This is a genomic window from Legionella clemsonensis (genome assembly GCF_002240035.1).
Taxonomy (GTDB): domain Bacteria; phylum Pseudomonadota; class Gammaproteobacteria; order Legionellales; family Legionellaceae; genus Tatlockia; species Tatlockia clemsonensis.
Genome location: NZ_CP016397.1, coordinates 2,077,359 through 2,089,213, shown reverse-complemented (window position 1 = coordinate 2,089,213; position 11,855 = coordinate 2,077,359). Strand labels below are relative to the sequence as shown.

Below are 11,855 nucleotides of genomic sequence, written 5' to 3'. Positions count from 1 at the left end.
GCCCTACGGAGCGTAATGCCGGCTAAATCAGCACTCAGGATGGTTAACTGCTAATCCACCCATGGAGGTTTCTTTATAAATACTTTGCATGTCCTTACCGGTCTCTCTCATGGTTCGAATTACCTTATCCAGCGAAATTTGATGTTGCCCATCACCTATTAAAGCCATACGAGACGCATTCACAGCCTTTACTGCACCCATGGCGTTGCGCTCAATACAGGGAATTTGCACCAATCCCAATACCGGATCACAAGTCATTCCTAAATGATGCTCCATTGCAATTTCAGCGGCGTTTTCAATTTGATCGATTGTTCCGCCCAATACTGCGGTAAGACCTGCCGCAGCCATTGAGGATGCGACACCAACCTCACCCTGACAACCGACTTCAGCACCAGAAATCGAAGCACCTTCTTTATACAGAATGCCAATGGCGGCGGCGGTTAAAAAATAAGTATAAATATCTTCTTTATTCCAGCGATCATGTGCTTCCTGACAATAGCGAAGAACAGCGGGAATAATACCGGCAGCACCGTTGGTCGGTGCGGTAACAATGCGACCGCCAGCGGCATTTTCTTCGTTGACTGCCATGGCGAATAAATTAAGTTTGTTCATAATGTCAGATTGCTCAAAAACACTGGGTATGCCTTTATGTTCAATTAATTTTTTATATAAATCGGGCGCTCTTCGTTTAAGATTTAAGCCTCCAGGCAAGTTACCCGAATGTTTGCAACCATTTTCAATACACTCATCCATGACGTTGGCAATGGCTAGAATACCGGCGTGAATTTGTTCAGTAGTTCGCCATGTTAATTCATTAGCCATCATTAATTCAGCAATAGTCATCTTGTTTTCGCGACATAACGCCAAGAGTTGGCGAGCGGTTTTAAAGGGGTAGGGAGGAGGACTATTTTCACTTACAGCATTGTCAAACGCTTCTTCTGTTGTAATGAAGCCACCACCTATTGAATAATACACTTGTGCCAGTAGTGTAGAGCCTGCTTTATCGTAGGCTGTAAAGCGCATACCGTTGCTATGCTTCGGTAGTAATTCCTTCTGCAAAAATAAAAAATCAGTATTTTCTATAAAAGGAATAGCTTTCTCACCCGCCAGAGAAAGTGATTTCGAAGCAATGATTTCCTGCATTCGAGGAACCATACTTTCGGGAGTAACTGTTTCAGGCGCTTTACCTTCTAAACCATTGAGAATTGCTTTATCAGTACCATGACCTTTGCCAGTCAGTGCTAATGAGCCATAAAGTTCAATTTTTACACGTTCTGTGTCATCGAATTTTTTTTCTTTAATGAGTAAATCCAAAAAAGCATTAGCTGCAAGCATGGGGCCAACCGTATGAGAACTTGATGGGCCTATACCTATGGAAAACAAGTCAAACAAACTAATACTCATTTTAGGGACTCAGTGATTTAAATTATGTCAATTTTAGAAGGAAACTTGCCTGTAAACAATATAAATATGGCTTCATACTAAAGAATAGTTGAAAATTACCAGTCTTAAAGGGAATTTACGCGGGGGCTGTTGATAATTGGAGCTCTCTTGTCGAGTGCCGTGGTTTATCCAGACATTCATGGTCGCAACAAGGACGTGGCGCGGGTTTTAATACGAATTATCAACAGCCCCTAGTAATTTTAATTAATTTTAGGCAGAATGATTGGGCATTTTTGCACGTTCTATTCTGAACCAAAAGACAAAAGGGGAATTGTTTATGAAGATGAGACTGGTTGCTGCAGCTGTCATAGGTTTGACAATGTCAACGGCAATTGTTGCCGCTGATGCATCAACAACGACTACTACACCTGCAACATCTGCCACACCTGCAACATCATTAAATAGTGACATGGATAAGCTGTCTTACAGTATTGGTGCTGATTTAGGTAAAAATTTTAAAAAGCAGGGTATTGATATTAATCCGGCAGCGATGGCTAAAGGTTTGCAAGACGGTATGACTGGTGGGCAACTGCTGCTGACTGAACAGCAAATGAAAGATGTATTGAATAAATTTCAAAAAGATTTAATGGCTAAACGTAATGCTGAATTCAATAAAAAAGCTGAAGAGAATAAAGCAAAAGGTGAAGCCTTTTTAAATCAAAATAAAGCGAAAGATGGCGTAGTTAGTCTACCCAGTGGTTTACAATACAAGATTCTTCAGAAAGGAGATGGTGCCAAACCTTCTAAAGAAGATACCGTTACTGTTGAATACACGGGTAAATTAATTGATGGTCAGGTTTTTGATAGCACTGACAGAACTGGCAAACCTGCAACTTTCAAAGTATCACAGGTTATTCCTGGATGGACTGAGGCTTTACAATTAATGCCTGCTGGTTCAACTTGGGAAGTTTATGTTCCCGCTGATTTGGCCTATGGTCCCCGCAGTGTTGGTGGCCCCATCGGTCCAAATGAGACTTTAATTTTCAAAATCCATTTAATTTCTGTAAAAAAATCTGACGCTTAAAGAGTTAGGCTCCTGGCTCTGGTCAGGAGCACTTTGGATTCTTAATCTTGCTTGTTTCTGCTATTTTTTCATACCCTTCATAAATTTAGCTTAATTAATCCTTATTCAAATTGGTTCAGTAAGTAACATTAAGAATTTAATCAATAGCATTTACAGCTGAGTATTCTATGAATAAACGATTGCTAATTATTTTTTTGTTAGGATTTTCCTCAGGACTACCGCTTGCTTTAATTACTGGGACCTTGCAAGCCTGGTATGCAGATGTTGGCATGTCTGTATTAGCAACAGGCATGTTAAGTTTGATTAGCTTACCCTATGCTTATCGCATTGCCTGGGGGCCATTGTTAGATCGCTACTCACTTTTACCCATCGGTAGAAGAAGAAGCTGGATGTTAATTATGCAGCTGGGTTTATTAATTGGTTTTAATGCCCTTGCCTGGTTATCACCGCGAACCTCTCCTGAAATAATGGCTGTCTTAGCTTTTTTATTGGCATGTTTTTCAGCCACACAGGATGTGGCTATCGATGCACATCGTGTGGAATACTTATCTCCCGTTGAGCATGGTTTAGGTGCCTCCATGGCTGTTTTTGGCTATCGTCTCGCTCTCCTTATTGCAGGAGGATTAGCTTTGGTTATTGCCAAACATCTGGGGTGGGCATTTACTTACCGCCTTATAGGATGCTTCATGTTCATTGGCATTTTTGCAACGCTGTGGAGTGCAGAACCTTCGCAAAAAACGGCGGGCAATACCAGCTTTGTTAATGCCTTTATTGCACCAGTTAAGGATTTATTAACTCGACGCGGGATTATTCCTTTACTATTTTTTATTTTATTCTACAAGCTGGGTGAAGCTTTTACAGCTACAACAAGTGGAATCGTCATGCCTTTTTTAATCCAAGGAGTTGGTTTTTCTTTGGATACCATTGGTTATGTTAATAAAATGATAGGCATTAGCTCTATTCTCTTGGGAGGGTTAGCAGCAGGAGTTATTCTGTTGCGCTGTTCGCTTTTTAATGCCTTGCTCCTCTTTGGTTTAGTGCAAGCGGCAACTAATATTCTATTTATCTTATTAGCAATTGTGGGTAAGAATTTAGGGTTATTTGCCACAGCAGTTGTTTGTGATAATTTTGCAGCGGGATTGGGGTCAACCGCGTTGGTAGCTTTATTTATGCGTTTGGTTAATAAGTCTTTTACTGGAACCCAATTTTCAATTCTGGTGGCTGTTTCTACTTTACCGCGAATTTTTTCAGGTCCGCTTGCTGCAATATTGCAAATGTGGCTTGGCTGGATAGGATTGTATCAATTATCTTTTGTTCTTGCTTTAGGTTTTGTTCCCTTTCTCTTTATGATCAAAGAACAAACCAAACTTGATAATGAAATTAACTTTGCGAAAAGAGAAGCAGTAAGAGTAGTTCATTAGATATGATATCGCTAATATCGATGGGATGATATTAGGGCGTATCGTGATTTGCGAGATTAACTGTAGGTAAAATTATGCGTCTAATGGTACCGAGGGTGGGACTCGAACCCACACGGTGTCACCACCACCGGATTTTGAATCCGGCGCGTCTACCAATTCCGCCACCCCGGCATAGGCGGCCATTATAACAAAGAAATGGTTTGTTACAATGGGAAAGTTTAAAATTATTTAGGAAATATCGATTATACGGCATACAGAAAACTATTGGTTTAAGTGCACAAGAGGAAAATTTTATAGATCAATTCAAAAAGGGGTAAAAGCATGAAAAAAGTAATGGCTAAAATTTTAGTATCGATCGCTCTTCTAGTTACTTTGAACTGCAAAGCGGCGAATTGTCCTGATCCTGATAATAGCTCACTGAAATGGGGTATTATCCCAAAGCCCTGGATTGAGAATCCGTTTTCTCCTAATCGCGTTCAAGCTGATGCTACAACTCGCTTCAGCCGGGCGAATATTATGGTTGCTGGCATAGGTCGAGGTGTGGTATGCACTTATAAGAATTCAACAGGATTCTACTCAATTTGGTGGCCAGTTAATGTTAAGATTCCCGCTCGTAATGATTACAACTGGATTGAGACATTAGGAGGATTTGTTTGTGCGCAGTCATTTAATGATTGTCTTTTTATAACAGCTAATGCTATGGGCCAAGAGAAGTTTCGTACTGCGTAATAAAAATTAACAACTTAGGCTATTTTGGAAAATTAATGAGCAGTAGGTGAAACGGATGTCAAAAAAATTACAAAGAAATTTAGCGAATGTTTTACTTATTCTGCTTGCAAGTCTGACAAACAGTTTCGCGCAGAGCAATGACAATCCTTGTACCTCCGGCTCGTTTGTTTTAGCCGCAACCAATCGAGGAGGTTTAGCCTATAGTCCTTGTGTGCTTCCTTTTAAAACAGCTTTTTTAGAGGGAGGTTATCAATACGAGGCATTTCAGCCTGGCTGGCAACAAAACTCTCCTCAGGGTGAATTTCGTATAGGCTTACCAGGAAATACAGAAGTTGGATTTATTCTCCCTAACTATAATTGGGGTGAAGCAACTATATCAGGGTATAGTTCTTTCAAGTTGAATCTAAAACATGCATTGGTTTATAGTCAAAACTGGATTATTACAGGAAATGCCCTCTTAATTACTCCAGGTGGAAGTGCTGCCTATGGCAGCGCAGACTTGGGGACAGCATTAACTCCTATTGTTACTTACAACTTAAATGAGCAATGGAGCCTGACAGGAATGCTTGAGGTTGCCTCTGTTACTACTTCAACGCTTGCGGGAGGGGAGCGTTATACCTCGTTTATACCTGATATATTGGTGAGCTATAGCCCTACAGAAAACCTTAATCTGTATGCTGAACTGTATAGTCTATCCAAAACTGGCCCTCATGAAGCCAGTGCTACCGTAGTTGACTATGGTTTGCTTTATATGCTTACCTCAAGAATAGCTATAGATTTAGAGTTTTATAAGCAGTTTGGCAATAATCCAAATCTATTTCACCATAGTTTTGTGGGCGGCATTACTGTGAGTTTAGGATAACACATCGACACACTTATTTCAGCTCAAGGGTTATGGAAGGGGTACCTGCGGCCCTTGAAATTTCTTGCAATAAACTTTCTGTAGTACTATGGCTTTTGAAACCTGAGGCAAAGAAATGAAATCCTGTCCCTCTGTTTAGCATAAGGCTGTGCTCTTTGGTGGCAAGAATACCATCCACGCGTTGTTTAACTGCATTCGCTGGCAAAGCGTTCAACTCCTTCACTAAATGCTGAAGTTCGTTTGCTTTGATTTTTCCTTTCACATTCTGCCTTTCCAAGGTGTCCGTATAAGACTGCAAAGCCTTAATTGCACTCTTCAATTCAGGAGAATGTCCAACGGTTTCTTCTGATTCAACTGACTTTTGTTCTTTAGCCACCTGGGCTATCGTTAAGTCGGTAAACATATCTTGCTTCGGATCATTTGAATAAGGAAGCTTGTAAACGGTAATAAAATTGAGGGTGCTGTTTTCAGCTTCATGAAGTAGATGGCCTGTTATAAAATTAACAGCCGCTTCACGAGTATCAAATTTGACCACACCATAATTATTTTCATAATACTCAATACCCTTCCCTACCATTCTCAAACTGGTGGAATGAAAACCGTTACCAATAAGGAAATTAAAATTAAACGTGGATTTATCATCCAGATCTTTTAAAGCATTCCAAATCGCTGAGCGCATTTGCTGTTCAAGACTGACACGGAAATACCAGCCTATTCGTCTAAAAAGAATGTCTGTAATGGTCCAATTCCGTTTATAATCTCTATAGACTTGCTTATTGGAGGCTTCCGACAAATTGTCAAGCAACCCTTTTGATACGAGTTTTCCATATTGGTGAGTATGCCCCCAGCAATAGCCCGCAAAATCTGGTCCTTTGAATGGATCATTAGACTGATTAAAGGGAATATAGTGCGTGGCAAATTTTTTGGCCAATTCATAATAATGGTCATAATTTACATAAATGTCATAATTCGATTTATGATTGCTAGCCGTCTTTTTAATATCTTTTAGAACCGTTTGGATCTCACTGAGAGTTTTACGATCAGCTGCATTGACTGGATTCTTACTAGCTTCTTGAATTGCTGTTGTTATATGCTCAATCCCTTCAACTACTTTTTGCAACTGCATCAAATCATACTTTTTACGCAACGCGAAAATATCTGGGTGTGGATCGTGTTGTTTTTCTTTTAGGTAATTAATAAAACTGGGATTATTGGCCCGTGTTTCTAACTCTTTTAGTTTTTTCTTAAAATCAGCCGCAAGTGGTTTGTTCTTCATTTTTTTGAGGAGGGTATAAGTATCCGAGTAATGCATATTTATTAACCTATCTGCTTTAATAATGAAAAATTATAGCAGCTTTATCTTAGCTGAAACTTAACATCCCAAATTAAATCAACTTTTATAAGCTCATCAAATATTTGAAAATTCTCACCAGAGAGGAATTACTGTGCCTGGTGTCACAATTTTCTGCAATAGATTATTGGGGCAATAAAGCCTCAATATCCTGACGGATTTTTTTAAAAGAAGCCATTGGTAAATATTGCTTTAATACATTTCCCTGAGTATCCACCAGAAATTTTGTAAAATTCCAGGGGACAAATTTCAAAGGTTTTTTTTGAATGTTTTTGGAAAGGTAATCGTAAAGAGGGGCCTGCTTTGGACCTTTTACATTAATTTTGGCAAATAAGGGAAAAGAAATGTTATAACAACTGTCTGCAAATGCTTTGATTTCCTGATGACTGCCTGGCTCCTGATGAAAAAATTGATTGCAAGGAAATCCTAAGACACTAAATCCTCTTTGCTGATAATCTCTCTGCAGTGCCTCCAATTCAGCATATTGCGGGGTAAAACCACAGCGACTGGCAACATTCACAATGAGCATGACCTGATGTTGGTAAGGTTTTAAGTCAGCTCGAGCACCCTCCATTGTTTCTATTGGCACTTCATAAATTGAATGATATTCATCTTCCATTGGCAAAACTCCTATTTAATCCATGTAGGTTTACAAGCGATTTTCAGTAATTGTTATCATCATTTCCAATGCTTTTTTTGCATTTTTAATAACCCATTGTTGATCTTTTTCCTTTAGACGCTGACGAGAGCCAGTAAATTCATTGACTAAATCGCCAGCTTTTACCTCGTTATAACTCATAGTTTTTCCCTGACGCAAAAGATCGAGTAACGCCACTAAATGGGGAGGATCATTACGTGACATGGTAGCACAACCGCATCCCATGCCTTTTTCATGATCTTTTTTAGGTGCTTCGGCTAAATTGACCACGTCAATGCCAAGAGCTTTACAATGCTGCTTCACGTTTTCCACCATATGATTTTCTGTACCAATGGCATATTTCTTACTTCCAGCCCTATCATTGACGACATAATCCCAGATAAAAGCGGTTGAACCTGCATGCTCTGCAACACGAATGACCTCATTGCGGCATTCAGGATGCACGACTGTCGTATATCCCAGATTATGCCAATACTCACACATATAAGGCTGATAGTGTGTATGAACGGCACACTCGCTGGAAAATAAAATTAACTCCGCCTCATCAAACTGTGCTAGTGTTTTGTTATCTTGGGCAAGTAGAGAATATTGAGCCCCGGCTGTGCCGCCTGGCCAATAAGCAAGATTTTTAATGCCCAACCAATAGGCAATGTTTTCCCCCATATGGCGATCAGGAATAAATAGGATTTTTTTATGTTGTTGACGAGCCCATTCGAATATTTTTTTAACATTGGAACTGGTACATACTGCACCTCCCTGAGCACCAGTCATGGCTTTGACGCGGCCCGAGGTATTCATGTAGCAAACTGGCAAGATATTTTCAGCACCATATCGTTCATTAAGATCTAAAAAAGCAGGCTCCACCATAAAATCTTTGGCTAAAATTTCCATGGTACACCCTGACTTGGGATTGGTAATGTAAACTTGTTGATGTGGGTTGGCCAAAATAGCAATGGATTCCGCCATAAAATGGACAGCCGACTCAATAATGACAGATTTCTCAGGGTGATTAGCCGCCATCAGTGCTAATTGATAAGAATCACCAATTTGTCCCCCGAATTGTTCTACCAGTCGTACAATGTCACCACCCATGTAGTAATGGGCGAGCAAGAGAAGTTTATCACCAAAATGATTTTGTGCCTTTTTTACATAAGGTGTCATCCAGGATAGAACTGTAGTTAATTTGCGATCTGGTAGAGCAAGATATTCCTCAGCATAAGGGATAAAGTCTTCCTGATACCAATCCAGTGGATAATCACTTTGACAAATTGTCATGTCATTGGTAACGCGCATTAATGTTTTTTCAGGTTGAAAAGTGGAATGGCTTTCAAACATCCAGGTACCTCAAATTAAATAAAAGCATTTTGCGGCGAAGTTAGTCTGGCAATACTTTCCTCGGCTTTGGTATTTTTGTGAGGAAAATCTTCGCGATAATGACCCCCACGGGATTCCCTTCTTGACAGTGCTGCCCGAACAATCAATTCCGCATTGAGCACGATATTACGTAGTTCAATAAAATCACGAGTGATACAATGTTTCCAATAATATTCCTCAATAATTTTTTTACGTTTCATGATTAATTGTAGTAGATCTTCTAATCCTGCTTCAGTGCGCACGATGCCTGCATAGGAGGTCATTTCTCCGCGAAGCCCTCGCCAATGGGCATTAATCTGACTGGCTCGTCTTGGATTCACTTCACCGGGTGAACTCCAGTCGGCAATGTTGTCCGTTGTTTTAGATGGGGTTGTAATATCTTTCAGGGTGCATCGGGCTGCATTGCTGGCCATTACCAGCGCTTCTAACAAGGAATTACTGGCTAATCGATTTGCCCCATGCAAGCCGGTAAAGGCAACTTCTCCAATCGCATACAAACGCTTTAAATCAGTACGCCCATCAACATCGGTCAATACGCCACCACATTGATAATGTGCTGCAGGAACAACAGGTATCATATCCTGGCTCATATCTATACCAATTGATAGCAGGGTATTATAGATTTGAGGAAAGCGTTTTTTAAGAAATGCTTTAGGTTGATGGGTAATATCTAAATAAACAAATCCATGCTGCCCCTGTTCTATCTCACTAAAAATAGAGCGGGCAACCACATCCCGAGTGGCAAGCTCCATTGCCTCCGGTGCGTAACGTTTCATAAACCGATCATGAGTCTCTGGATTTTTTAATAAAGCCCCTTCACCGCGCACTGCCTCAGAAATTAAAAAATTATTGAGTGAGTGATGGTGCAGTAATGTAGGATGAAATTGATAAAATTCCATATTGCCCACACGGGCACCGGCGCGATAAGCCATTGCAACGCCGTCACCGGTTGCTATCATGGGATTTGTGGTGTAACGATAAGTTTTACCAGCCCCACCGGTGGCAAGAATCACACAGCGTGCTGCAAACGTATGAATACGATTTTGCTGGCAATCCAGAATATAAGCGCCAAGTACTTCGCCTTGAATATCAGTCCGATGAGGGTGATAATGAGTAATCAGATTAACAGCCACATGATGCTCAAAAAAATGAATCTGAGGGTGCTGTTTAGTAATTTCCAGTAAAGCCTGCGTTACAGTGAGGCCCGTTTGGTCGCCACTATTAAAAATACGTCGATGGGAATGGCCACCTTCCTGGGCGAGGGCAAAATCGCCATCAGACTGGCGGGTAAAATTAACCTGATAGTTAATTAAATCTTCAATGGCCTGAGGAGCTTGGCGAATGATAAATTCAACAGCCGACTGGTAGCATAAACCATCTCCTGCTCGCAAGGTATCTGCAATATGAGATTCGAGGGAGTCACCCTTAGCCACAGCGGCAGCAATCCCCCCTTGAGCATAACGGCTATTGCATTCAGAACTTTCAGCTTTGCTAATCAGGGCAATTTTTACATGCGGCTGCAATTTTAGTAACTGAAGGCAGTAGTTGAGTCCCGCCAATCCTGTACCTAATACTAAAACATCAAACTCTAGCGCATGCCCCTGTTGTGATAATTGACTCATGAAAATGCTTTTACCAGTTGCGCTGCCAAACCGGTGTATTTTTCTGGTGTTAAATCCAGTAATTGCTTTTTAACATCTTCTGGAATGGCAAGTGATTTAATAAACTGTTTTAAATTGTCCTTCTCAATTCCCTGTCCACGAGTTAAATTTTTTAATTGCTCATAGGCATTAGGTAAATTATAGCGCCTCATTACCGTTTGAATAGCTTCGGCTAAGACTTCCCAATTAGAATCCAAATCGGCTCTTAAAGCTGCTTTATTAATTTGAAGTTTGTCATTGCCTTTGGCAATCGCTTGAAAGGCAATCAGGGTATAAGCAAAAGCGACCCCTATATTTCTTAACACGGTAGAGTCAGATAAGTCGCGTTGCAGTCGCGATTGGGTAAGCTTATTGGCAAAATGATTGAAAAGAGCGTTGGCCAAGCCAAGATTACCCTCTGCATTTTCGAAATCGATTGGATTAACCTTATGCGGCATGGTGGATGAGCCAACTTCATCCGCTACGGTTTTTTGCTTGAAATAGTTTAACGAAATGTAGGTCCAGATGTCTCGGGTATAATCCAGCAAAATGTTATTAATACGAATCATGATATGGGAGACTTCCGCAAGCCCATCATGAGGTTCAATCTGCGTTGTATAGGCACTAAAGGAGAGTCCCAGGGAACTGACAAAATTTGCACAGTGTTTTCGCCAGTTGACATCCGGATAAGCCACGATATGGGCATTATAATTACCAACAGCACCGTTGCACTTGGCAGGAATGAGGACTTCTGCCAGTTGTTGTTGTGGTCGCTTTAATCGCGCGACAAAATTAACTAATTCTTTTCCTACGGTTGTAGGCGTTGCCGGTTGCCCATGAGTTCTCGATAACATGGCGATGTCAGCATGCTGTTTTCCAAGCATGGTAATACTGCCCATAATTTCAGCCAGGGTAGGTTGAATGACCTGAGCGATAGCTTCTTTCACCATCAAGGCATACGCCAAATTATTAATGTCCTCTGAGGTACAGGCAAAATGGATAAAGGGAGTATATTTTCGCAAGCTTTCGAATTGCTCCAGTTTTTCCTGCAAATAATATTCAACGGCCTTAACATCGTGATTGGTTTTCTTCTCGTACTCCTTAACCTTTTCTGCTTCAGCCTCATTAAAATTGACTAAAATCTCCGCCAGATAAACTTTTGCTGCATTGTCTAATTGCGGCACTTCAGTGATGGCCTTATTGGCAGCCAGGGCCTCAAGCCAACGAATCTCAACCATGAGTCGATAGTAGGTGAGGGCAAATTCACTAAAATAGGGGCTCAGCACAGTCGTCTTTTTTAAATAACGACCATCAATCGGTCCAATAGCATTTAAAGGAGATAGGCTCATGGTA

Annotated in this window: 10 protein-coding genes and 1 tRNA gene; 4 read left to right on the top strand and 7 right to left on the bottom strand. The window is 40.7% G+C overall.

Annotated elements, in window-relative coordinates; genetic code table 11:
* Positions 1-27: 27 nt before the first annotated feature.
* Entirely contained in the window at positions 28-1,404 is a 1,377-nt protein-coding gene (locus clem_RS09055; protein ID WP_094091253.1) for an L-serine ammonia-lyase, read from the bottom strand.
* Between the two features lie 316 nt (positions 1,405-1,720).
* Between clem_RS09055 and clem_RS09050 the strand changes: the two genes are divergently transcribed.
* Together clem_RS09050 and clem_RS09045 are read left to right on the top strand one after the other, a co-directional pair.
* Positions 1,721-2,467: an FKBP-type peptidyl-prolyl cis-trans isomerase N-terminal domain-containing protein gene (locus clem_RS09050; RefSeq protein ID WP_198333094.1), complete on the top strand. Its 747-nt coding sequence runs from the start codon at positions 1,721-1,723 to the stop codon at positions 2,465-2,467.
* 167 nt (positions 2,468-2,634) lie between these two features.
* Complete coding sequence (locus clem_RS09045; protein WP_094091252.1) at positions 2,635-3,888, top strand: AmpG family muropeptide MFS transporter; 1,254 nt, start codon at positions 2,635-2,637, stop codon at positions 3,886-3,888.
* A gap of 84 nt (positions 3,889-3,972) precedes the next feature.
* Here clem_RS09045 and clem_RS09040 read toward each other — a convergent pair.
* Positions 3,973-4,059 (bottom strand) — tRNA-Leu (locus clem_RS09040).
* A 150-nt stretch (positions 4,060-4,209) separates the two neighbouring features.
* Here clem_RS09040 and clem_RS09035 point away from each other — a divergent pair.
* Both clem_RS09035 and clem_RS09030 read left to right on the top strand, forming a co-directional pair.
* A complete protein-coding gene (locus clem_RS09035; protein WP_094091251.1) occupies positions 4,210-4,617 on the top strand; it encodes a DUF3757 domain-containing protein in 408 nt (135 codons plus the stop codon).
* 55 nt (positions 4,618-4,672) lie between these two features.
* The gene (locus clem_RS09030) at positions 4,673-5,479 is read left to right on the top strand and encodes a transporter (RefSeq protein ID WP_094091250.1); all 807 of its coding nucleotides are present in this window, start codon (positions 4,673-4,675) and stop codon (positions 5,477-5,479) included.
* Between the two features lie 13 nt (positions 5,480-5,492).
* Here the strand turns inward: clem_RS09030 and clem_RS09025 are convergent, their stop codons facing one another.
* From clem_RS09025 to purB, 5 genes are all read right to left on the bottom strand, one after another.
* A complete protein-coding gene (locus clem_RS09025; RefSeq protein ID WP_232505443.1) occupies positions 5,493-6,755 on the bottom strand; it encodes a hypothetical protein in 1,263 nt (420 codons plus the stop codon).
* 199 nt (positions 6,756-6,954) lie between these two features.
* Positions 6,955-7,449: a glutathione peroxidase gene (locus tag clem_RS09020; protein ID WP_094091248.1), complete on the bottom strand. Its 495-nt coding sequence runs from the start codon at positions 7,447-7,449 to the stop codon at positions 6,955-6,957.
* A gap of 30 nt (positions 7,450-7,479) precedes the next feature.
* Positions 7,480-8,823 carry a quinolinate synthase NadA gene (nadA, locus tag clem_RS09015; RefSeq protein ID WP_094091247.1) on the bottom strand — a complete coding sequence of 448 codons (1,344 nt, stop codon included), beginning with the start codon at positions 8,821-8,823 and terminating at the stop codon, positions 7,480-7,482.
* A gap of 14 nt (positions 8,824-8,837) precedes the next feature.
* On the bottom strand, positions 8,838-10,484 hold the full coding sequence (gene nadB / locus clem_RS09010; RefSeq protein ID WP_094091246.1) for an L-aspartate oxidase: 1,647 nt from the start codon (positions 10,482-10,484) through the stop codon (positions 8,838-8,840).
* Positions 10,481-11,851: an adenylosuccinate lyase gene (gene purB / locus clem_RS09005; protein ID WP_094092325.1), complete on the bottom strand. Its 1,371-nt coding sequence runs from the start codon at positions 11,849-11,851 to the stop codon at positions 10,481-10,483. The genes nadB and purB overlap by 4 nt, the downstream gene beginning before the upstream one ends.
* Between the last annotated feature and the right edge of the window lie 4 nt (positions 11,852-11,855).

Coding starts and splice junctions, on each gene's coding strand:
- clem_RS09055 (WP_094091253.1), bottom strand. CDS start 1,404: ATGAGTATTAGTTTGTTTGACTTGTTTTCCATAGGTATAGGCCCATCA.
- clem_RS09050 (WP_198333094.1), top strand. CDS start 1,721: ATGAAGATGAGACTGGTTGCTGCAGCTGTCATAGGTTTGACAATGTCA.
- clem_RS09045 (WP_094091252.1), top strand. CDS start 2,635: ATGAATAAACGATTGCTAATTATTTTTTTGTTAGGATTTTCCTCAGGA.
- clem_RS09035 (WP_094091251.1), top strand. CDS start 4,210: ATGAAAAAAGTAATGGCTAAAATTTTAGTATCGATCGCTCTTCTAGTT.
- clem_RS09030 (WP_094091250.1), top strand. CDS start 4,673: ATGTCAAAAAAATTACAAAGAAATTTAGCGAATGTTTTACTTATTCTG.
- clem_RS09025 (WP_232505443.1), bottom strand. CDS start 6,755: ATGAAGAACAAACCACTTGCGGCTGATTTTAAGAAAAAACTAAAAGAG.
- clem_RS09020 (WP_094091248.1), bottom strand. CDS start 7,449: ATGGAAGATGAATATCATTCAATTTATGAAGTGCCAATAGAAACAATG.
- nadA (WP_094091247.1), bottom strand. CDS start 8,823: ATGTTTGAAAGCCATTCCACTTTTCAACCTGAAAAAACATTAATGCGC.
- nadB (WP_094091246.1), bottom strand. CDS start 10,484: ATGAGTCAATTATCACAACAGGGGCATGCGCTAGAGTTTGATGTTTTA.
- purB (WP_094092325.1), bottom strand. CDS start 11,851: ATGAGCCTATCTCCTTTAAATGCTATTGGACCGATTGATGGTCGTTAT.